The sequence below is a fragment of the Microbacterium sp. KU4F genome (assembly GCF_056868075.1).
Map to the genome: position 1 here is coordinate 256,906 of NZ_CP200324.1, position 22,069 is coordinate 278,974.

Here is a 22,069-nt window from a genome sequence, read left to right on the forward strand (position 1 = left end):
GGCCGAACCCGCGGCCGGCTCGTCATCATCGCCGTACGCGAGGCTTCCTGTCTCTGCGCGCGGCGCCGGACGGAGGGTGCTCAGGTGTCATCGCCCCTGCTGACGGTGGCCGTGCCCGCCTACAACTGTGCAGAGTTCCTCGGCCGAGCCCTCGCCGCCCTCTGCGCCGCCGACGCCCGTGTCGAGGTCGTCGTCGTCGATGACGGCTCGACCGACGCGACCGGCATGCTCGCAGAGTCGTATGCGCATACCTACCCCGACCGCATCCGCGTCGTGCACCAGACGAATGGTGGCCACGGAGCCGCGATCGACGCCGGTATCGCGCACGCTCGCGGCAGCTACCTCAAGGTGCTCGACGCCGACGATTGGCTGTCGTCTCCGGCCCTTGCGCGGGTGCTCGAGACCCTCGAACGGCTGGAGGAGGCCGGGGGAGTCGACGCGGTGTTCACGGACTTCGTGCACGACCGTGTGGGCAAGCCGGCACGCGCGACGCGTTTCGACACGGTCTTCCCGGCCGATCGTGTCTTCGGGTGGGAGCAGACGCAGCGCTTCGGGCGCCGGCAGTACCTCATGATGCACGCGGTCATCTACCGCACGGCGCTGCTGCGCGAGGTGGGTCTGGATCTGCCGCGCCACACGTTCTACGTCGACAGTCTGTACGTCCTGCGCCCGCTCGCGTGCGTGCGCCGAATGTACTACCTGCCCGTTCCGCTCTACCACTACTACATCGGTCGGGAGGGCCAGTCGGTCGCGCCGGAGGTCATGCTGGCCCGCGTCGATCAGCAGCTGCGCGTGAACCGGCTCGCGCTGGAGACTCTGCCGAGCATCGAGGAGGTGCGCGCCGGCCGTGTTCCCTCGCGGCTCTACGACGCGCAGCTGCACTACATCCGTGCGCTCTGCGCCACCGTGAGCGCGACGCTCGCGCTGGGCGGCACCGCCCAGCACCTGGCGGTGCGCCGGGCCTTCTGGCGGGAGGTCAAGCGCGACAGCCCCCGCGTCCACGGGCGTCTCAGGCGGAGCCTTGTCGGCGCAGGAAGCAACCTGCCGGGCTACGCGGGGCGGCGCGTCACCCGGGCCGCCTATCACCTCGCCCGTCGCTACGTCGGCTTCAGTTGAGAACAGACCAGGAAGGAGACAGAGCATGATCCGCATCGGCGTCGTCGAAGACGATCCGGCCAGCATCGACCGCCTGCTGTCGCACCTGGACCGGTTCCAGCGTGAGCACGGCGAACGCTTCCACATCGGGGCGTTCCGCGACGGACGCGACATCATCGAGGACTACCGCCCCGATTGGGACATCCTGCTGCTGGACATCCAGATGGCGCGGGTGGACGGTATGACAGCCGCGCGACGCATCCGAGAGGTCGACAGCGAAGTGCTCATCGTCTTCGTGACCGCGTCGCCGCAGTACGCGGTGAGCGGTTACGAGGTCGATGCGCTGAGCTACCTGCTCAAGCCCGTCTCCTACCCGGTGTTCGCACAGGAGCTCGGACGCTGTCTCGTGCGTCTGCGCCGACGCGAACGCCGCCACATGCTCTTCACCGCGGCCGACGGCGATCGGCATCGCCTCGACATCGCCGACGTCCTCTACCTCGAAAGCGCCAAGCACAACGTCCTGATCCACACGCTCGACAGCGACTACACGGTGGCGACGTCCTTGAAGGCGATGGAGGGGGAGCTGGAGGGCGAGGACTTCTTCCGTTGCAACAGCGGCTACCTCGTGAACCTCCGCCATGTGACCGGCGTGGAGGGCAACGACTGCCGTATCCGCGGCGGCGTGCGGCTGCAGATCAGCCGGCCCCGTAAGAAGGACTTCCTCGCCGCCCTGGCCGCGTACATCGGCACACGCGGGATCACGGCATGAACGAGCTGTACGTCGCCGACATCCCCCGCAGCTTCACCGCCATCGCGGAATGGGGTGCCTGCTTCGTCTTCGTGCTGATCGTCGCGCGACGGTCGAGCTGGTGGGTCTCGGCCGCCGCATCGGCTGCGGGGTTGCTCGCGTTGCTCGCCGTTCAGGAGGCGGCCGGGCGCCTCTCGCTCGCGTTGTGGATCCCGGGGATGCTGGCCGCCGTCCTGGTGATGTTCGCGATGCTGTACGCGACGCTGCGCGTCTCCCCGGTGACGGCGGGCTACCTCACGGCACGCGCGTTCGTGCTCGCGGAGCTCACCGCATCCATCAACTGGCAGCTCGACCGCTTCTACCTCGAGGTACCGGCCGGGGTGAAGACGGCGATGACGGTCGTGATCTACGGCGGGATGCTGGGGCTCGCCTGGCTCGCCGAGCGGCGCCATCTGGTGCGAGGAGAGGCCTTCGAGGTGGGCTACGCCGATCTCGTCGCGGCGTTCTCGATCGCGACCGCCACGTTCATCATCTCCAACCTCAGCTTCGTGACGACCGCCACACCGTTCAGCGGCCGCATCGGGCACGAGATCCTGTACATCAGGACGCTCGTCGATCTCTGCGGATACATCGCCCTTTACGTGCAGCACGAGGTGCGCCGCGGCTTCCAGGCTCGCCGTGAAGCCGACGCCATGGCGAGGCTGCTGACCAGCCAGCACCAGCAGTACGAGATGTCCCGGCGCACGATCGACGAGGTCAATCGCAAGTACCACGACATGAAGCACCACCTGGACGCGATCCGCGCCGAGCAGGACCCGCAGTCCCGCCTGCGCATCCTCGACGACCTCGAGACGTCGATCCGCGACTACGCGACGCAGGTGCGCACCGGCAACGACGTGCTCGACGCCGTCCTGACGGCCAAGCTCATGTACGCCCGCGAGCAGAGCATCCACGTCGCGACCGTCGCCGACGGGCGGTTGCTGGCTGGCCTGCGGCCCCTGGACATCACGGCGATCGCGGGCAATGCGCTCGACAACGCGTTCGAGGCGACGGCGCGGCTTCCGGAGTCGCAGCGGATGGTGAAGTTCTCGCTCTTCGCGCACGACGACTTCGTGATGCTCCGGGTGGAGAACACCTTCGACGGGCATCTGCGTCGGCGCGACGGTCGCATCATCACCCGCAAACTCGGCGACGGGCACGGATACGGGTTGCGCAATATCGAGGTGGCGGCGGAGACCTACGGCGGGTCGGTGTCGGTCGACGGCGGCACCGAGTGGTTCTCGCTCCGTGTGCTGCTTCCCCGCGACGTCGCCGCCGGCTGAGTCCGCAGGCACTTCAAGGTGCCTTTTGTACGCCCCGATCAGCGGATCGATGATGTCCGTACGCGCGAGGAGCTCGACGCGATACAGAGTCAGAGGACGACGACATGCAACGCAGGTACTTGGGGGCGACGGGGATCTCGGTGTCCGAAACCGCCCTCGGGACGATGAACTTCGGCGGTTTCGGCAACACGGACCGCGGCGAAGTGACGCGGATGATCCATACCGCCATCGACGCCGGGGTCACCCTCATCGACACGGCGGATCGCTACGGCGACGGGGAGTCCGAACGCCTCGTCGGCGCCGCGATCGCGGACCGCCGTGATGAGGTCGTCCTGGCGACGAAGTTCGGCCTGCCCGATGTCGAAGACCCGAACCGTCGAGGTGCGTCCCCGCGATGGATCCGAAGGGCGGTCCAAGCGAGTCTCCGAAGACTCGGCACGGACTACATCGACCTGTATCAGCTGCATCGCTACGACTGGAACACAGATCTCGACGAGACGCTCGGGGCGCTCTCCGATCTGCGTCGCGAGGGACTCATTCGAGCATTCGGGCACTCCATGTTCCCGGCCGAGAAGATCGTCGAGGGGCAGTGGGTCGCCCAGCAGCGAGGCCATTCCCGCTTCGTCACGGAGCAGGCCCGCTACTCGATCCTGAACAGACGGGTCGAGGCCGCGGTGCTTCCCACGGCTCGCCGGTACGACATGGGCGTCGTCACCTTCAGCCCGCTCGCGAACGGCTGGCTCAGCGGTCGCGCCCTCTCTGAGAACAGTCGCGCCCGACTCAGCCCGGCCATGTTCGACCGGAATGAGCCGGAGAACGCTCGGCGGTGGCGGATCGTCGAGCAACTGCAGGACGTGGCCTCGCAGGCCGGCCTCACGTTGCCGCACCTCGCAACGGCCTTCGTCCGTGCGCATCCGGCGGTCACCGCCGTCATCGTCGGCCCTCGGACACCGCAACAGCTGGCGGATCTGATCGCGGCCACCGAGCACGTCCTCTCCGACGACGTGCTCGACGCCATCGATGCGATTGCGGCGCCGGGAACCGAGACCCTCCCCGCCGACTACCTCACGGACGTGCCGGCGCTGACCGATCCGAAGCAGCGTCGGCGCTGACAGGCCTCAACCGGCCGCGAGGGCGCAGCGCACGCGCGCCAGCAGCTGCTCGCGCAGCGGCTGCGCTCTCCGCGTGAACGCCCGTTGTTCGGCGACGTAGACGGCCTTGCCTTCCGTCGTCTCCACGGCCACGGGCTCGTAGCCCCAGCCGCGCAGGTCGTACGGCGAGGCGCGCATGTCGAGCGCCCGGATATCGCGCGCGAGCTCGAAGGCGTCCAACAGTGTCTCGCCCGGCACCAGCGGACCGAGCTTGACCGCCCATTTGTAGAGATCCATGCCCGCGTGCAGGCAGCCCGGCTGTTCGTTCGCGGCCTGGGTGGCGCGTTCGAGCGGTGCACGGTTGCGAGGTGCCGCATCCGCGGTGAAGAAGCGGAAGGCGTCGAAGTGGGTGCAGCGCAACTCGTGGGACTCGACGACGTCATCGGTACCCGCCGATCCCAGTCGCAGCGGCACGGCGTGGCGTGCCGCGGGGGCGCGGTAGAGCATCGCCCACTCGTGCATGCCGAAGCATCCGTACTGCGCGCTCCGTCCGCGGGCGCCCTCGAGGATCGCGGCGACGCCGGTCAGCAGCAGGCGCTTCTCAGCGGCGAAGGCGCGAACATCGACCGTGAGGGAGTCGTTCTCGTCGCGGATGTACCAGCGCCACTCGGCGCGAGCCTCCTGTGCCGCGTCCGCCAGGGCGTAGGTCGCGCCCGGATGCCACCGGCGCAGCAGCGCCGGCTTATAGCCGTAGTAGGTGAAGAGGAAATCCTCGACGGGATGGGTCTCGCCCCGAGCGGCCCGGGCGCGACGTCCGGCCGTGAGCGCATCGGCCCGCGCGGCGTGAGCACTCTCGCGGGCACGCCAGTCGTCGGGGCCGAGAACGGTCTGCGGTGCGAGCAGGGGTGACGCGGTGCTCACGCGGGGTCGATCAGCGCGGGGGAGTCGTTGCGCACGTTGCCGACGGCGGAGGAGACCACCCGCGTCTCGAGGGTCTCGGCGAGGTCGGGAGCCGCGTCGATCGCGGCATCCAGGATGTCGCCGACGTTCTCGGTGTCGGTGTCGAGCCACGCATCGGCGAAGTCGGCGTCGAGGAACAGGGGCATCCGATCGTGGATCGAACCGAGCGCTCCGATTGCGTCACGCGTGAGGATGGTGAAGCTCAGCAGCCAGCGATCGGGGTCGTCATCGGCCTTGCTCGGGTCCTTCCACCACTCGTACAGCCCCGCGAGGAACAGCGGCGAATCGTCGGCCGGATGGATGAAGTGCGGCTCCTTGCCGTCGGCGAGCTGCTTCCACTCGTAGTAGCCGGTCGTCGGGACGACCGCGCGGCGCTTGATGAGCGCGCCGCGGAACATGGGCTTGTCTTCGAGCTCTTCCGCGCGGGCGTTGAAGGCGCGGGCACCGATCTTCGGGTCTTTCGCCCACGCCGGCACCAGCCCCCATCTCGCGGGCTCGAGCCGCCGCGTGGGCGGCTCGGTCTTGGCGGAGTCCAGCACGATCGCCGCCGTGCTCATCGGCGCGACGTTGTAGGACGGCCCGGGAAGCGAGGGGTTGATCGTGTCGACGCGAAGCACTCCGACGAGCTCCGACGCGACGTTGGCGACGACGAATCGACCACACATGCCGGTCAGCCTACGCCGGGGCGCACGACACCGGCCTCTTCGAGGCGGTCGAGCAGTTCGGCTCCGTCCTCGCCGCTGACCCACGGCACGCCTGCGGCCGAGTGATCATTGACGGCCGTCCGGCCGCCGGCGAGGACCGCCTCGGCCGACGTCAGTCGGCGGATCGCGACCGCAGCGACGTTGGCGGGATGCATCCCCGCGAACTCCGTGTAGATGGCGTCGTCGGCCTGTCCGTCATCTCCGATGAGCAGCCAGCGGATGTCGGGGAACTCCTGCGCCAGTCGATTGAGGTTGGTCGATTTGTGGGCGGGGCCGCTCCGGAACCACCGGTCATGCGTCGGGCCCCAGTCGGTCAGCAGCATGGCGCCGGAGGGGAAGAGATGCCGGCGAAGGAACCGGGTCAGCGTCGGGGCGACGTTCCACGAGCCCGTCGAGAGGTAGACGAGGGGAGCGCCGGGATTCTCGCGCGTCACGCGCTCGAGCAGCACGGACATCCCGGGCACGGGCTGTCTGGCGTGCTCGTTGAGGACGAAGGAGTTCCAGGCGGCGAGCATCGGACGCGGGATGGCGGTCACCATGACGGTGTCGTCGATGTCGCTCACGACACCGAACCTGGCACCGTCGGAGACGATGAACACCCGCAGCGTGGTGGTCTGACCGCCCTCGACCTGCGCCGTGAGCGTCTGCCACCCGGGCTCCAGACTCACCGGCAGCACCACGTCCACCACACCGCCGCGGTCGGCGACGACGTCGTGCGGCTCGCCGCCCACCATGACCCGCACCTGGCCGTACGCGACCGGGATCGCGGCGAAGCTGCGCCACCCGCGGATGCCCGCGTACTCGCCCTTGTCCCGTCCGACCGGGGGGATCACCACGCGCGCGAGCACCCGCACCCAGCGCTGCGAACCGTAGCCGGGAAAGGCCGCCACCGACGGCGTGCGCCCACGACGACGGGCGCCCCGTTCACGCCACGCGTGAAATCGGCGCTCGAGTCGGGCGATCCAGAGGATCTTGTCGGAACGGGTCGGACGACGGGATTCGGCCACGCCCTCAGTCTTCCACGTCCGTCGCCCGGGGCTCCGGGGTGGACTCGGGATCGGTCATGTGCCGACGCTCGACCCGCTCGATGATCTTCTTGCCCGCGAACACGAGAACGACGAAAACCACGATGATGGCCACGAAGATGTAGCCCGCGTAATGGATGCGCTCCGACAGTTCGCGGTACGTACCCGCAGCGGCGGCCGCGACACCGATGTAGAGGCTCGCCCAGATGATGCACGCCGGCGCCGTCCAGGCGAGGAACCGCCGATAGGGGAAGCGCGCCATGCCGACCGTCAACGGCACGAGCGAGTGCAGCACGGGCAGGAAGCGCGACAGGAAGATGGCGGGCCCGCCGCGACGCTCGAGATAGCGTTCCGACCTGGCCCAGTTCTCCTCGCCGATGCGGCGCCCGAGACGCGACCGGCGCAACCACGGCCCCAGATAACGACCGAGGATGTAGCCGAGTGTCTCGCCCGCCAGTGAACCGATGACGACGGCTGCGCCCAGGACGACGCCCTGCACGGGTGTGGCGACGGCGGTTCCCGCGACGATCACGATCGTGTCACCCGGAACGATCAGTCCGACCAGGACGCTGGTCTCCAGCATGATCGCGACGCCGGCGAGAACGACGCGCAGTACCGGATCGACCTCGCGCACGGCATCGAGGATCGCGGTGAGCAGATCGTTCACGGCGTCGAGCCTAGAGGCTCGCAGTGTCGCTAGCCTGGGAGCGTGCCCGCTGCTCCCATCCGCGTGCACGGCGCGAACGATCCCGCCGCCGTCCATGCACTCTTCGCCGAGCACGACCATACGTTCTGGCTGGATGCAGGGCCCGGTGCCGACACCGGCTACAGCTGGATCGGATACGGCATCCCCGTCGACGGCGACGATGTCCGTGCGTTGCAGGTCCCCGCGCGCACGGCCGCACCGCATCCCGCCGGCCCGTTCCGGAGCGGCTGGGTGGGATGGCTGTCGTACGAGAGCGGAGCGGATGCGGCGGGCGCGCCGGTGGCATCCGACGAGATGCCGCGCGAGAGCTGGATGAGGGTACGCACGCTCGTGACCGTCGATCACGCCGCCGGCGCGACCTGGGTCAGCGGCGAGGACGCCGAGGCCTGGGCGGAACGCATCGTGTCGGGGCCTCCGGTCGCTCCGGTCGTGGTGCCCGAGCGGGGCGCGGCGATCGCGAGGGTCGACGCGCTCCGGTACGCCGACGACATCCGAAAGGCCATCGCGGCCATCGGTCGCGGGGACGCCTACCTCCTGTGCCTGACGACGCGCTTCGACGTTGCCGGCGAGGTCGATGCGCTCGACGCCTACGCGGCGCTGCGTGCCGACACGCCTTCGCACCACGGACTCCTGCTGCGAAGCGGCGGGATCGCGCTGGCCGGGGCGAGCCCGGAGCGGTTCCTGGTCGGTCGCGACGGCCGCGTGAGCACGCATCCGATCAAGGGGACGCGCCCGCGCGGCTCCACCCCCGAGGCGGACGCCCGCCTTGCCGCCGACCTCGCGGCCGACCCGAAGGAGCGCGCCGAGAACGTCATGATCGTCGACCTCATGCGCAACGATCTGGCGAGGGTGTGCGATCCGGCCACGGTGAGTGTCGACCGCCTGCTGGAGGTCGAGACGTATCCGCGCGTGCACCAACTCGTGAGCTCGGTCAGCGGCGTGCCGCATCCGGGCGTGACCCTGGGGGAGATGCTCGCGGCGGTCTTTCCCGCGGGCAGCATGACCGGGGCGCCCAAGCTGTCGGCGATGACGCTGCTGCACGACATCGAGGGTGCGCCCCGGGGCGCCTTCTCCGGATGCGCCGGTTGGGTGGGTGATGACGGCGCGTTCGATCTGGCCATGACGATCCGCACGCTCGTCGTGCACCCCGGCGGCGCGTACGTAGGTGCGGGAGGCGGGATCACCTGGTCCTCGAACGTCGACGCCGAGGTCGCGGAGGTGGCGCTGAAGGCCACGGCGCCCCTGCGGGCGGCGGGCGCGAGGCTCCCGGCCGACTGGGGTGGTTAGGGGTCGGGTATCCTGAAATTTGCGCCTTGCGCACCTTCCCGACACTCCACGATTGGTCCCTCTGTGTCTACGACCTCGACCGACACCGCAGGCGCGTCCGCCGACGGCGGCTTCGACGCCCACGCCATCCAGGACAAGTGGCAGCAGCGCTGGGCGGAAAGCGACCCCTTCCGCGCCGGCGGTGAGAACGACACCCGCCCGCGCAAGTACGTGCTCGCGATGTTCCCGTACCCCTCTGGCGACCTGCACATGGGCCACGCCGAGAACTACCTCTACTCGGACATCGTCGCCCGATTCTGGCGTCACCGCGGCTACAACGTGCTGCATCCGATCGGATGGGACTCCTTCGGGCTTCCCGCCGAGAACGCCGCCATCAAGCGCGGCGCGAACCCGGTCACCTGGACGTACGACAACATCGCCCAGCAGAAGGAGAGCCTCAAGGCCTACGGCGTCTCCTTCGACTGGAGTCGCGTCCTGCACACCAGCGACCCGGAGTACTACCGCTGGAACCAGTGGCTGTTCCAGAAGCTCTACGAGCGGGGCCTGGCGTACCGCAAGGAGAGCCCGGTCAACTGGTGTACGCACGATCAGACGGTGCTGGCCAACGAGCAGGTCATCGACGGGCACTGCGAGCGCTGCGGCGCCCTGGTCGTCAAGAAGAAGCTGACCCAGTGGTACTTCCGCATCACCGACTACGCCGACCGGCTGCTCGATGACTTGAACCAGCTCGAGGGCTTCTGGCCGCACAAGGTCATCCAGATGCAGCGCAACTGGATCGGCCGCTCCGTCGGCGCCGACATCGACTTCGAGATCGAGGGGCGCGCCGAGAAGGTCACGGTGTTCTCCACGCGTCCCGACACGCTGCACGGTGCCACCTTCATGGTCGTCGCGCCCGACTCCGACCTGGCAGCCGAGCTCGCCGCCGGCGCCGGCCCGGAGGCGCGCGAGCGCTTCCAGACCTATCTGTCGCAGGTGCAGCAGACAACGGATGTCGAGCGTCAGAATGCAGACCGGCCGAAGACCGGCGTGTTCCTCGACCGCTACGCGATCAACCCCATCAACGGGGAGCGCCTGCCGATCTGGGCGGCCGACTACGTCCTGGCCGACTACGGTCACGGTGCGGTCATGGCCGTGCCCGCGCACGATCAGCGCGACCTCGACTTCGCGCGTGCGTTCGATCTGCCCGTGAAGATCGTCGTCGACACGACGGCGCCGATCACCGGCGCCGTGCCGGTCATCGAGCTCGACGCCGACGGCAACCCGATCGACCCGTTCGAGGGCGCCGACACCCTCGACGACATCGACCCGGTACGCACCGGTGTCGCGCTCAGCGGAGACGGCCGCCTCATCAACTCGGGCAGCCTCAACGGCCTCAGCAAGCGCAACGCGATCGCACGCGCGATCGAGGAGCTGACGGCGGCAGGGACGGGCCGCGCGGCCAAGACCTATCGCCTGCGCGACTGGCTGATCTCCCGCCAGCGGTTCTGGGGCACCCCCATCCCGATGCTGCACGGCGAAGACGGCCGCATCGTTCCGGTGCCCGACGACCAGCTGCCGGTGCGTCTTCCCGACCCCGAGGGGCTCAATCTGCTGCCGCAGGGCACCTCGCCGCTGGGCGGTGCCACCGAGTGGGTCCAGGCGAGCGACCCGGAGACCGGCGAGCCCATGCGTCGCGACCCCGACACGATGGACACCTTCGTCGACAGCTCCTGGTACTACCTGCGCTTCCTGTCGCCGGGTGACCCCGACGCCGCCTTCTCGGGTCGTGAGGCCTCGAAGTGGGCGCCGGTGGACTTCTACATCGGCGGCGTCGAGCACGCGATCCTGCACCTGCTGTACGCCCGGTTCATCGTCAAGGCGCTCTACGACATGGGCTACGTCGACTTCACCGAGCCCTTCTCCAGTCTGATCAACCAGGGCATGGTCATCCTCGACGGCGCGAAGATGTCCAAGAGCAAGGGCAACCTCGTGTTGTTCCAGGACGAGCTCGACGCCCACGGTGCCGATGCGCTGCGCGTCGGACTCGCCTTCGCCGGCCCGGTCGAAGACGACAAGGACTGGAAGGACGTCTCGACGACCGGCGCGACGAAGTTCCTCGCGCGTGCGCTGCGCATCGCGGGCGAGGTCTCCAGCCCGACGGATGCGGTCTGGGCCGAGGGTGATGTGGCGCTGCGCCGCGTCACGCACCGGCTGTGGGCCGATGCGCCCTCCCTCATCGAGCAGACGAAGTTCAACGTCGTCGTCGCACGCCTCATGGAGCTCGTCAACGCCACGCGCAAGACGATCGACTCCGGCGCGGGCGCGGCGGACCCCGCGGTGCGCGAGGCCGCCGAGGCCACGGCGATGATCCTCGACCTGTTCGCGCCGCACACGGCGGAGGAGATGTGGTCCCAGCTGGGCTATGAGCCCTCGGTCGGTCTCGCGTCCTGGCGTCAGCCCGACGGAACGCTGCTGGTCGAGGACACCATCACCGCCGTCGTCCAGATCGACGGCAAGGTGCGCGCGACGCTGGAGGTGTCGGCCAAGATCGGCGGCGAGGAGCTCGAGCGCCTGGCGCGCGAGGACGTGCGCGTCCAGCGCGCGCTCGGTGAGCGTGAGATCGTGCGGGCGATCGTGCGGCCGCCGAAGGTCGTGAGCTTCAGCACGCGCTGAGCGAGCTGCTCTCCCCATCGGACGAACCCCCGCGGTGCATGCACACCGCGGGGGTTCCCTCGTTCGGGCGAAGGGTGCGGGTTCCTAGCGTGGGCGTGTGAAGCCCGCATCCGATGCCTCAGGACGTGTGCGTCTGGGGGTCGGCGCCGTCATCGTGCTGGCATTGCTCGTGTTGGCCGTGACGGTCGTGGTGGGGGTGTTCCGGAGTGCGGCGGTCCCGCCGCCGGCACCGGTGGCGACGCCCACGGCGGCAGTCGAGGTCGCCGAGGTCTACGTTCACGTCTCCGGCGCGGTGACAGAGCCTGGGCTCTATGTCCTGGCAGCAGGATCACGGGTCGCCGATGCGATCTCGGCGGCGGGCGGTTTCGGTGAGAACGCGGACACCGCCGCGGTGAACCTTGCCCGGCCGTTGAGCGACGGGGAGCAGCTCGTCGTGCTCGAGGTCGGGCAGGCACCTCCGGCAGGCGCGACCGGGGCCGAAGGCTTGGATGGCGGCCCGATCAATCTGAACACCGCCGGGGTGGACCAACTCGACGAGCTGCCACGCGTCGGACCTGCCATCGCGCAGCGAATCGTGGACTGGCGGGAGCAGAACGGCCGGTTCACGAGTGTGGACGATCTGCTGGGCGTGCCCGGCATCGGCGAGAAGATGCTCGCGAGCCTGCGCGACCTCGTGAGGGTGTGATGGACGCGCGCGCCTGGCGGCTCGTTCCCGCTGCGGCCCTCTGCTGGATCGTCGCGGTCGCGGCGATCACTCAACCGGCGATGGCGTCCGGTCTGGCGATGCTGTGCGGCGGAGCCGCTGTGGCGACCGCAGCCATAGCTGCGCTCGTCACGCGGCAGAACCCGACTCGGACGTGGACGCTGGCGACGCTCGCCCTGCTCCTCGCGGCGATTCCGGCGGTGTCGGTGGCGGTACAGGAGCCGCCCCGCCAGGTGGCGATCGAGATCGGCGACGGCCATCGGATGAACGGCGAGTTCGCGATCGTGGGCAAGGTCGAGACGACCTCACTCGGCTTCCGAACGGATTCGGTGGCGGTTTCGGTGTCTGCCGGACGAGAGCCCCTCCCCGGCGGAGTGCCGGTGACGATTCTGATGTCCGAGCATCCCGACGGGGCCGAGATCGGCGCCGTCGTGCGGATCGAGGGCGCGGCGTTCGCTGCCGATCCCGGGGAACGCGCCGTGCTCGTCGTGCGCGCGGAGAGCGTCGTGCTGGTTCGAGCGCCCAGCGGGATCGCGGCCGCATCCGCGTGGCTGCGGCTACGTCTCGCGGCATCGACGGAAGGACTGCCTGCGCCCGCCGCGGGCCTCATTCCCGGCCTCGCGGTCGGAGACACCGGCGGCGTCGACGCTGCGCTGGAGCAGCAGATGCGTGCCGCATCCCTCACCCACCTGACCGCCGTCTCGGGGGCGAACTGTGCCATCGTCGTCGGGCTCGCCTTCCTCCTCGCGGCTCGGTGCGGTCTTGGTCGGGCGGGCCGCGTGGCCGCCGGACTCTTGACGCTCGCGGGGTTCGTCGTGCTGGTGACGCCCGAGCCCAGCGTCGTCCGCGCGGCGACGATGTCCGCGGTCGCGATGCTCGCGTTGCTGCTCGGGCGGCGGGGGAGTGGGCTCGCTCTGCTCGCCCTCGCTGTGTGCGTGCTGTTGGCCGCCGATCCGTGGCTGGCTCTGTCGCTGGGGTTCGCGCTGTCGGTCGCGGCGACGGGTGCACTCCTCGTGCTGGCGCCGCCGCTCGCGCGAGGGCTGGGCAGGTTCCTGCCCGCATCGCTCGCTCTCGCGCTGGCTGTGCCGCTGTCGGCGCAGCGCGTGTGCAGCCCTCTCATCGTGCTCGTCAGCCCCGGTGTCGCCGTCTATGGGGTGCCGGCGAACCTCCTCGCCGCACCCGCCGCGCCGGTCGCCACCGTACTCGGGTTGGCCGCGTGCCTCGCGGGTCCCGTGCCCGTGTTGCAAGCAGGGCTGACCGCACTCACGTGGCTGCCTGCGGCGTGGATCGCCGGGATCGCGGGTGCTGTAGACGCGCTGCCCGCACGGACCCTCCCGTGGGCGGAGGGCTTGCCCGGGCTCGTCGGCCTGGTCGTGGTGACGGCCGCCGGCACAATCCTCCTGCTCCCGCCGGGACGAACACGCGTCGCTCGCCTCGGCCGCGCACTCTCGGCCCTCATGACTGCAGCCGTTGCCGCGGCAATGGCGGGGATCCTCGTGGTCGAGTCCGTCGTCGTTCCGATGACGACGCCGCAGGACTGGAGCATCGCGATGTGCGACGTGGGTCAGGGAGACGCTGCCGTCGTCCGTTCGGCGGGCGCGGTCATGCTCGTCGACACCGGCCCGGAGCCTGAGGCGCTCGCGTCCTGTCTCGAGAGGCTGGGGATCGGACGGATCGACCTGCTGGTGCTGACCCACTTCGACGCCGATCACGTCGGCGGGCTCGACGGCATGCCCGCCGACGTCGGTCTCCTGCTGCACGGTCCGGCCGACGAGCGTGACACCGCCCGCGTCCTCTCCGCCGGTGCGCAGGATGTCGTCGCCGCAACGGCGGGGATGGGCGGCGCGCTGGGGGCTGCGCGATGGCGGGTCGTGTGGCCGCCGGCGGATGCCGTGACACCGGGCAACGACGCGAGCATCGTCGTGGAGGTCGGGGGCGGCGACGTGCCGCGCACGCTCCTGCTCGGGGATCTCGGCGCCGATGCGCAGCGGGCGCTGCGCGCGAGAGGAGAGCTGCGCGGGCCGTACGAGGTCCTCAAGGTCGCGCATCACGGTTCGGCCGATCAGGATGCGGGGCTGCAGCGTCAGGCCGCCCCGGCGCTCGCACTGATCGGCGTGGGGGCTGACAACGACTACGGGCACCCACGAGCGGAGATCCTCGACATCCTGACGGCTCAGGGCGCGACCGTGGCGCGCACGGATCGGGACGGGCTCATCCTGGTGGGGTTGAGCGACGGGCGTACGACGCTCTGGCGCGAGCGGGCGGATGCGGCGTCGGCCGCCCTCGGTAGGCTGGGGGGATGGCGACCCGAAAGCCCACCCCGACGCGCAGCGCGATCCCGCAGCAGTCGTGGCGGACCCCGGAGCCGGCGCCGATCGTGTTGATCTCGGGACCCGAGGAGGTCTGCGCGGAGCGGGCGACCGCGCGGCTCCGTGACTACCTGCGCGCAGAGGATCCGAGCTTGGAGATCTCCGACATCGACGCGTCGGACTACACCGCCGGAACTCTCCTGGCCGTCAGTGCGCCTTCGCTGTTCGGGGAGCCGCGACTTGTGCGCATCCGCAGCGTCGAGAAGTGCTCCGATGCCTTCCTCGCGGAAGCCCTGGCCTACCTTGAGAACCCGCAGGATGGAGCGACGGTCGTGCTGCGTCACACCGGTGCGAGCGTGCGCGGCAAGAAGCTCCTCGAAGCGATCCGTGCCGGATCCGGCGGGGGAGTCGAGGTGGCCTGTCCGGCGATCAAACGCGATTCCGATCGGTACGACTTCGCGGCGAGTGAGTTCCGCGAGGCCGGTCGGCGCATCGCACCCGCCGCGCTGCGCGCGCTGGTCGGGGCGTTCTCCGACGACCTGACCGAGCTCGCCGCGGCCTGCCAGCAACTGGTGAACGACGTCGAGGGCGACGTCACCGAACAGATCGTCGAGCGCTATTACGGCGGGCGTGTCGAGACCTCGGCCTTCACCGTCGCCGACACGGCGATCGCCGGCCGCTACGGCGAGGCGCTCCTGGCACTCCGTCAGGCACTCGACTCCGGTGCCGACCCGGTTCCGATGGTCGCGGCGATCGCGATGAAGCTGCGCACGATGGCACGCGTTGCCGGCACCCGCGAACCCTCTCGACAGCTCGCGACGCGACTGGGCATGAAGGATTGGCAGGTCGACCGCGCGCGGCGCGACCTGTCGGGCTGGACGCAGGAGTCGCTGGGCCTCGCGATCCAGGCGACCGCCCGCGCCGACGCGGAGGTCAAGGGCGCGTCTCGCGACGCGGTGTTCGCGCTCGAACGCCTCGTCACCGTCATCGCCACACGCGCGCCCTACGCGGTCTGAGTCCCGTCCTCGACAACGACGAAGGCCCGCCGCACCAGCGACGGGCCTTCGATGAAGACGCGGCTCAGAGAGCGGAGACCTGCTTCGCGATCGCGGACTTGCGGTTCGCGGCCTGGTTCTTGTGGATGACGCCCTTGCTGACGGCCTTGTCGAGCTTCTTGGTAGCCGTGACGAGCGCCTTCTCGGCGGCGGCCTTGTCGCCACCGGCGACGGCCTCGCGGGTGCGACGCACCGCGGTCTTCAGCTCGCTCTTGACGGCCTTGTTGCGCTCGTGCGCCTTCTCGTTGGTCTTGTTGCGCTTGATCTGCGACTTGATGTTTGCCACGTGTCGTGAACTTTCGTTTCGGAGTCTGCTCGGAAGTTGCCGGTCAGCGGTAGAGGGGCGCTTCGCGGCGGTCGTGAAGAGCGGGAAAACCCTTCACGCGCAAGCCAAACAAGGAGTCTACCAGACCGGGTCCTTCGCGCCCGCCTCGATCGTGGCGATCGCCAGCGCGATGACGGCGTCGAAGACCTCCGGGCGCATGGCCGAGACGAGATGGCTTGTGCGGGGGATGACGATGAGCTCCGCGTGGGGCGCGATGCGCTGGAAGAGACGCTCGCTGACGCGCAGCTGGTCGTACTGCCCGTTGACGAACCACAGCGGCACCTGGATGCGGGCGAGAGCCGTCAGCACGTCGAGCTGCGCGAGCTGCGCGAGCGCCCCGTCCTGGGCGTCGAGGGCATAACCGCCCGCTCCGAAGTCGGCGCGGGTGTGCTCGGGGAGCGTTCGGGAGAGCACGTACTGGGTCAGCCGCATCCCCCGATCGGGGAGCGCGTCGAAGCCGCGGGCCAGAGCGCGGTAGGTGCGCAGTCCCAGCCCGCGCGGCACCGCGGTGCAGGATGCCGCGATGAACCCGGCGATCGGCGGGGCATCGACCTGCCCCGCGTATTCGATGCACAGCAGTCCGCCCATCGAATGGCCGACCATGAGGACGGGCCCGCGCTCGGCGCAGGCGCGCACCGCTCGGTCGATCGTCGCGAAAGCCTCGTCAAGGGTGAACGGCTCGGCCATGCGCGTTCCGTGACCGGGGAGGTCGACGGCGTTCACACCGATACCCGCGGCCTCAAGGCTCTCCCGCTGGGCGCGCCACATGGACGCCGACGTACGGATCCCGTGCACCAGGACCACCTGCACCGTCATCGCTCCAGCCTAGGCTCGGGCGGCCGGCTGCTCCCCGTAGAATCGACGGAACATGTCACCGCGCGCCCTCAAGCCCCTGCAGCCGTCCGCGACTCCGCCCGAGCTGATCCGCAACTTCTGCATCATCGCCCACATCGACCACGGTAAGTCGACGCTGGCCGACCGGATGCTGCAGATCACCGGCGTCGTCGCCGACCGCGACATGCGTGCGCAGTACCTCGACCGGATGGACATCGAGCGCGAGCGCGGCATCACGATCAAGAGCCAGGCCGTGCGCATGCCGTGGTCGGATGCGAACGGCACGTACGCGCTCAACATGATCGACACCCCGGGGCACGTGGACTTCACCTACGAGGTGAGCCGATCGCTCGCCGCGTGCGAGGGCGCCATCCTCCTGGTGGACGCAGCGCAGGGCATCGAGGCACAGACCCTCGCCAATCTGTATCTCGCGCTCGAGAACGACCTCACGATCATCCCCGTGCTCAACAAGATCGACCTGCCCGCGGCGGATCCCGAGAAGTACGCCGCCGAACTCGCGGGACTCATCGGCGGCGACCCGGAGGACGTGCTGCGCGTCAGCGGCAAGACGGGCATGGGTGTCGAGGCGCTGCTGGATCGGATCGTCGAGCGCATTCCCGCACCCGTGGGGGATCCCGCCGCCCCGGCACGCGCGATGATCTTCGACTCGGTCTACGACGCCTACCGCGGCGTCGTGACGTACGTCCGGATGGTCGACGGCAAGCTCGAGCCGCGCGAGCGGATCCAGATGATGTCGACGAAGGCCACCCACGAACTGCTCGAGATCGGCGTCTCCAGCCCCGAACCCGTTCCCACCAAGGGCCTGGGTGTCGGCGAGGTCGGATACCTGATCACGGGTGTGAAGGACGTCCGGCAGTCGAAGGTCGGCGACACGATCACGAACCATCGCAAGCCCGCCACCGACGCTCTGCCCGGCTACACCGACCCGAAGCCGATGGTCTTCTCCGGCATCTATCCGATCGATGGGAGCGACTACGCGGAGCTGCGCGAGGCGCTCGACAAACTCAAGCTGTCCGACGCGTCGTTGCAGTACGAGCCGGAGACCTCCGTCGCCCTCGGCTTCGGTTTCCGTTGCGGATTCCTGGGGCTCCTGCACCTCGAGATCATCACCGAGCGCCTCTCCCGCGAGTTCGGCCTCGACCTGATCACGACCGCGCCGTCGGTGACGTACGAGGTCATGACGGACACGGGCGAGACGGTCACGGTCACCAACCCGAGCGAGTACCCGGACGGCCGCGTGGCCGAGGTCTCCGAGCCCGTCGTCAAGGTCGGCATCCTGCTGCCCAAGGACTACGTCGGTACCGTCATGGAGCTGTGCCAGTCGCGGCGCGGAACGCTGCTGGGAATGGACTACCTCAGCGAAGACCGCGTGGAGCTGCGCTACAACATGCCGCTCGGCGAGATCGTCTTCGACTTCTTCGATCACCTCAAGAGCCGTACGCAGGGCTACGCGAGCCTGGACTACGAACCCGCCGGTTCGCAGACCGCCGACCTCGTGAAGGTCGACATCCTGCTGCAGGGCGAGAAGGTCGACGCGTTCAGCTCGATCGTGCACCGCGAGAAGGCATACGCGTACGGCACGATGATGACCGAGCGGCTGCGCAAGCTCATCCCTCGTCAGCAGTTCGAGGTTCCGATCCAGGCGGCCATCGGTGCGCGGATCATCGCGCGTGAGAACATCCGCGCGATCCGCAAGGACGTGCTCGCCAAGTGCTACGGCGGTGACATCACGCGCAAGCGCAAGCTCCTCGAGAAGCAGAAGGAGGGCAAGAAGCGCATGAAGATGGTCGGACGCGTCGAGGTGCCCCAGGAGGCGTTCATCGCCGCGCTGTCGGGTGACGTCGAGACGAAGAAGTAGGGGATTCACATTCGGATCGTGCATCCAGGCCGGCTCGGTACGCTGGAGACCATGCGCCGTGGGACCTTCCGGGACGAGACCGTCGACTACGCCGCCGTCGGGGCGACGCAGGCTCCCGACCTCCTCCAGTACCCGCCGGAGAAGAGCATTCCGGCGCAGGAGTCGTGGAAGCTCGGCAGCGGTGAGGAGCGATTCCGCTCGGCGGGCGACGCGCTGCTGTCGTGGCGAGCCCTGCGCGACGGCGGCATCTCGATCGCCGAGGTGCGTCCCGCATCCGACCCGAGCTACTCGGGGGTGTCCTTCGACGACGAAGGTCAGCCGATCGCGCCCAGCCGCCTGGACGCCGACCAGCGCTTCGACGCCGACGGAACGCCGTACGTGGCCGCCGGCTCGTCGGTGCACGTGCGCGGACGCGTCGGCGGCTACCGCGTCGATGCCGAGCTGCGCGTGATCTTCGTGGTCGAGGAGAAGCGTCGTATCGGCTTCGCATTGGGCACGGTGCGCGACTCGGTGGTGAGCGGCGAGGAGTCGTTCATGATCGAGTGGCGCGGCGACGACGAGGTCTGGTTCACCGTTCGTGCGTTCGACCGCCCGGTGGCACCGCTCTACCGTCTGCTCCCCGCGCTCGTGCGCCGCCGCCGCCGTGAGCTCTTCAGCCGGTACCTGCGCGCGATCTCGCCCATGTACACGACCCCCGCCTGATGGCCCCATCCGTTCTTCCCGACGGCGACATCGCACCCGCCGACGGAGTTCTTCCCGAGGGCACGGTGGTGGATGTCGGCACCGATTTCGGCGTCTACGTCCACGTGCCCTATTGCCGCGTGCGCTGCGGCTACTGCGACTTCAACACGTACACGGCCGATGAGCTGCGCGGCCACCGACGCGACGACTACCCCGACGATCTCGGCCGCGAGATCGCCCTGGCGACCCGGGTGCTGGCGGACGTGCCACGACCGGCGCAGACCGTCTTCTTCGGCGGCGGCACCCCGACGCTGTTGTCGTCGAGGGCGCTGGGCGGGATGCTGCAGGCCGTGCGCGAAGGCTTCGGCATCGCCGAGGGCGCCGAGATCACGGTCGAGGCCAACCCCGACTCTGTCACGCACGCGTCACTCGCGGAACTGGCCCAGGCGGGCGTGACGCGCGTCTCGATCGGCATGCAATCGAGCGTCCCGCACGTGCTCGCCGCACTCGACCGCACGCATGATCCCGCCAACGTGGCCGCCGCCGTCGCGGGAGCACGCGCGGCGGGCCTCGATGTGAGCGTCGATCTGATCTACGGCGCACCGGGGGAGTCTCTGTCGGATTGGCGTGCGTCGGTGGATGCGGCTCTGGCGCTGGAGCCGGATCATCTCTCCGCCTACGCGCTCATCATCGAGGACGGCACGAAGCTCGCCCGCCGCATCCGCTCCGGTGAAGTGCCCGCGCCGGATGACGACCTGCAGGCGGAGATGTACGAGCTCGTCGACGACGCGATGGCGGATGCGGGCTACGACTGGTACGAGGTGTCGAACTGGGCGCGCGGCGCAGACCACCGCTCGCGTCACAACCTCGCCTACTGGCGCGGAACCGACTGGTGGGGGTTCGGCCCGGGCGCGCACAGCCACGTCGCCGGCGTCCGATGGTGGAACGTGAAGCACCCGGCCGCCTACGCGCAGCGGCTCTCGCGGGGGTCGTCCCCGGCGGCGGCGAGGGAGGTCCCCGACCAGGAGGCTCGCACGCTCGAGCGCATCCTGCTGGAGTCCCGCATCCGTGAGGGGTTGCCGATCGAGGTGGTCCCGACCGACCGACGCGGCGCTGTGGCCGGGCTCATCGCCGACGGGCTCGTCGAGGGCGCGACCGCGCTGCGGGGTCGCATCGTGCTCACGCGACGCGGCCGGCTGCTGGCCGACGCGGTCGTGCGCGCGCTGACCGACTGAGTCAGCGGTCGAGCGCCACGAGCACTGCCGCACGCGGCAGGGCGGCGTCCTCTGTCACGGTGTCGTAGCGGCGCACGAGCGAGCCGTCGCGGAACGTGGGCCAGCCGGGATCGCCGGTCTCGGCGAAGCGGATCCAGTCGGCGTGCATGCGCGTGGCCAACTCCTGCGGAGCGCCCGTCCCGGCCATCGTGATGGCTCCCTCATCGCCGAGCGCGTCGAAGACGAAGCCGAGCTCGAGGGCATGCGCGGCGCGGAGGTCGCGGACCGGGCTCGCCCAGGCGAATTCGTACACGAACGTGGGCGCGCGGCGCGCACGCGCGACCTCGATGGCCGGTTGTCGCACGGCCAGATCGGTCAGGACCTGTCCGATGATCTCGCCGGGCGACGCGTCGGGGAACGTCGCCCGATACGCGCGCCACACGCCGCGCGGGAGACGCTTGGCGAGCGCGAGAAGCGCATAGGTGCCCCGTGAGAGCTTCGCGAACGCGGCGGGCGTGTCCCACAGCCGGTACTCGTCGGTGTTCGTTCCGATGATGAGAGGGATGTCGGCGTCGACGAGTGCGCGGCGGGGGTTCTCCGGCAACGTCGTCGGATCGACGCTCGCGTTGAAGCCGGGGGCTGCCTTGATGAGGGTCGAGTTCGCGGTCAGTTCATCCCTGGTCGCGACGAGCCGCTGGGGCGAGACGGCGCGGAAGCTCTCTGCGGTGGCGGGGACTCCGAGTCGGCGAGCGATGTCGCGCGCGGGCCGGGCGGCGCGCTTGGGCGTGGCGGCGTCCAGAGGTCCCGACTCGATGATCGCGCCGGCGACGAGCGGGCGCAGGTCTTCGCGCGCCAGGAGAGCAGCGACCGCGGCTCCGCCGGCGGACTCGCCGAAGATCGTGATCCGAGAGGGGTCGCCGCCGAAGCGGGCGATGTTGCGATGCGTCCACCGCAGCGCCTCGGCGGCGTCGGCGAGCCCGATGTTGCGCGGAGCATCGGGCAGGACGGAGAACCCCTCGGACCCCAGCCGGTAGTTCGCGGAGACGAAGACGACGCCGTCGCGGGCGAACGGGGTGCCGTCGTACGTGCTGATCGCCGCCGTGCCTCGCTCCAGCGCTCCGCCGTGGAACCAGAGCATGACCGCGGCGCCGTCGGCATCCTCCGGGCGCCACACATTGACGGTCAGGATGTCTTCCCCGGGGATGATCGTCGAGGGGAGGAGCTTGCCGATCTCGCCCGGGTAGGGCGACTGAGGCGACGTGGGGCCGAACGCGGTGGCCTCGCGCACACCCTCCCACGCTGCGGCGGGCTCGGGGAGGGCGAATCGCCGCGCCCCGACCGGCGGTTCGGCGTAGGGGATGCCGAGGTAGCGCTCGATCTCCTCGGAGCGGATCCCGGAGACGGCTCCGGCCTCGGTGCGGACGACGGGATGCGGCATACGACCTCCTCTCGCGAGTCTACGGGTGCCTTCCGGAGACT

19 protein-coding genes are annotated in these 22,069 nt (G+C 69.7%); 12 read left to right on the top strand and 7 right to left on the bottom strand.

The window, feature by feature from the left end:
* The first annotated feature begins 84 nt into the window (after positions 1 to 84).
* The 4 genes from AC1VNH_RS01320 (at position 85) to AC1VNH_RS01335 (ending at position 4,277) form a co-directional block, all read left to right on the top strand.
* Positions 85 to 1,116 carry a glycosyltransferase family 2 protein gene (locus AC1VNH_RS01320; RefSeq protein WP_483109551.1) on the top strand — a complete coding sequence of 344 codons (1,032 nt, stop codon included), beginning with the start codon at positions 85 to 87 and terminating at the stop codon, positions 1,114 to 1,116.
* 25 nt (positions 1,117 to 1,141) lie between these two features.
* Positions 1,142 to 1,864: a LytR/AlgR family response regulator transcription factor gene (locus tag AC1VNH_RS01325; RefSeq protein WP_483109552.1), complete on the top strand. Its 723-nt coding sequence runs from the start codon at positions 1,142 to 1,144 to the stop codon at positions 1,862 to 1,864.
* Positions 1,861 to 3,165 (top strand): ATP-binding protein, encoded by a 1,305-nt coding sequence (locus AC1VNH_RS01330; protein WP_483109553.1) that lies wholly within the window; start codon positions 1,861 to 1,863, stop codon positions 3,163 to 3,165. The genes AC1VNH_RS01325 and AC1VNH_RS01330 overlap by 4 nt, the downstream gene beginning before the upstream one ends.
* A gap of 104 nt (positions 3,166 to 3,269) precedes the next feature.
* Positions 3,270 to 4,277 carry an aldo/keto reductase gene (locus AC1VNH_RS01335; protein WP_483109554.1) on the top strand — a complete coding sequence of 336 codons (1,008 nt, stop codon included), beginning with the start codon at positions 3,270 to 3,272 and terminating at the stop codon, positions 4,275 to 4,277.
* 6 nt (positions 4,278 to 4,283) lie between these two features.
* Here the strand turns inward: AC1VNH_RS01335 and AC1VNH_RS01340 are convergent, their stop codons facing one another.
* From AC1VNH_RS01340 to AC1VNH_RS01355, 4 genes are read right to left on the bottom strand one after another with little or no spacing between them, the layout of a single operon-like run.
* Entirely contained in the window at positions 4,284 to 5,177 is an 894-nt protein-coding gene (locus AC1VNH_RS01340; RefSeq protein ID WP_483109555.1) for a 3-methyladenine DNA glycosylase, read from the bottom strand.
* Entirely contained in the window at positions 5,174 to 5,881 is a 708-nt protein-coding gene (locus AC1VNH_RS01345) for an SOS response-associated peptidase (RefSeq protein WP_344230881.1), read from the bottom strand. The genes AC1VNH_RS01340 and AC1VNH_RS01345 overlap by 4 nt, the downstream gene beginning before the upstream one ends.
* 5 nt (positions 5,882 to 5,886) lie before the next feature.
* Complete coding sequence (locus AC1VNH_RS01350; RefSeq protein ID WP_483109556.1) at positions 5,887 to 6,927, bottom strand: App1 family protein; 1,041 nt, start codon at positions 6,925 to 6,927, stop codon at positions 5,887 to 5,889.
* A gap of 4 nt (positions 6,928 to 6,931) precedes the next feature.
* Positions 6,932 to 7,612, bottom strand: a complete 681-nt coding sequence (locus tag AC1VNH_RS01355) for a DedA family protein (RefSeq protein ID WP_483109557.1) — start codon at positions 7,610 to 7,612, stop codon at positions 6,932 to 6,934.
* Positions 7,613 to 7,654: 42 nt separating this feature from the next.
* Here AC1VNH_RS01355 and AC1VNH_RS01360 point away from each other — a divergent pair, with 42 nt between their 5' ends.
* The 5 genes from AC1VNH_RS01360 (at position 7,655) to holA (ending at position 15,618) form a co-directional block, all read left to right on the top strand.
* Positions 7,655 to 8,938: an anthranilate synthase component I family protein gene (locus AC1VNH_RS01360; protein ID WP_483109558.1), complete on the top strand. Its 1,284-nt coding sequence runs from the start codon at positions 7,655 to 7,657 to the stop codon at positions 8,936 to 8,938.
* Between the two features lie 63 nt (positions 8,939 to 9,001).
* Positions 9,002 to 11,590 carry a leucine--tRNA ligase gene (leuS, locus tag AC1VNH_RS01365; RefSeq protein ID WP_483109559.1) on the top strand — a complete coding sequence of 863 codons (2,589 nt, stop codon included), beginning with the start codon at positions 9,002 to 9,004 and terminating at the stop codon, positions 11,588 to 11,590.
* Between the two features lie 97 nt (positions 11,591 to 11,687).
* A complete protein-coding gene (locus tag AC1VNH_RS01370; RefSeq protein WP_483109560.1) occupies positions 11,688 to 12,275 on the top strand; it encodes a helix-hairpin-helix domain-containing protein in 588 nt (195 codons plus the stop codon).
* Entirely contained in the window at positions 12,275 to 14,677 is a 2,403-nt protein-coding gene (locus tag AC1VNH_RS01375) for a ComEC/Rec2 family competence protein (protein ID WP_483109561.1), read from the top strand. The genes AC1VNH_RS01370 and AC1VNH_RS01375 overlap by 1 nt, the downstream gene beginning before the upstream one ends.
* Entirely contained in the window at positions 14,593 to 15,618 is a 1,026-nt protein-coding gene (gene holA / locus AC1VNH_RS01380; RefSeq protein WP_483109562.1) for a DNA polymerase III subunit delta, read from the top strand. Before AC1VNH_RS01375 ends, holA begins: the two co-directional genes overlap by 85 nt.
* Before the next feature lie 64 nt (positions 15,619 to 15,682).
* Here the strand turns inward: holA and rpsT are convergent, their stop codons facing one another.
* On the bottom strand, positions 15,683 to 15,943 hold the full coding sequence (rpsT, locus tag AC1VNH_RS01385; protein ID WP_137416832.1) for a 30S ribosomal protein S20: 261 nt from the start codon (positions 15,941 to 15,943) through the stop codon (positions 15,683 to 15,685).
* Positions 15,944 to 16,060: 117 nt separating this feature from the next.
* Complete coding sequence (locus AC1VNH_RS01390; RefSeq protein WP_483109563.1) at positions 16,061 to 16,798, bottom strand: alpha/beta fold hydrolase; 738 nt, start codon at positions 16,796 to 16,798, stop codon at positions 16,061 to 16,063.
* A 52-nt stretch (positions 16,799 to 16,850) separates the two neighbouring features.
* On the opposite strand from AC1VNH_RS01390, the gene lepA reads away from it, so the two are divergent.
* The 3 genes from lepA to hemW are packed head-to-tail and all read left to right on the top strand — an operon-like array spanning position 16,851 to position 20,611.
* Positions 16,851 to 18,695, top strand: a complete 1,845-nt coding sequence (lepA, locus tag AC1VNH_RS01395; protein WP_344230867.1) for a translation elongation factor 4 — start codon at positions 16,851 to 16,853, stop codon at positions 18,693 to 18,695.
* A gap of 51 nt (positions 18,696 to 18,746) precedes the next feature.
* Complete coding sequence (locus AC1VNH_RS01400) at positions 18,747 to 19,397, top strand: DUF1990 family protein (RefSeq protein WP_483109564.1); 651 nt, start codon at positions 18,747 to 18,749, stop codon at positions 19,395 to 19,397.
* Positions 19,397 to 20,611 carry a radical SAM family heme chaperone HemW gene (gene hemW, locus AC1VNH_RS01405; protein ID WP_483109565.1) on the top strand — a complete coding sequence of 405 codons (1,215 nt, stop codon included), beginning with the start codon at positions 19,397 to 19,399 and terminating at the stop codon, positions 20,609 to 20,611. The genes AC1VNH_RS01400 and hemW overlap by 1 nt, the downstream gene beginning before the upstream one ends.
* 1 nt (position 20,612) lies before the next feature.
* Here the strand turns inward: hemW and AC1VNH_RS01410 are convergent, their stop codons facing one another.
* On the bottom strand, positions 20,613 to 22,028 hold the full coding sequence (locus tag AC1VNH_RS01410) for a carboxylesterase/lipase family protein (protein ID WP_483109566.1): 1,416 nt from the start codon (positions 22,026 to 22,028) through the stop codon (positions 20,613 to 20,615).
* Positions 22,029 to 22,069: the final 41 nt, after the last annotated feature.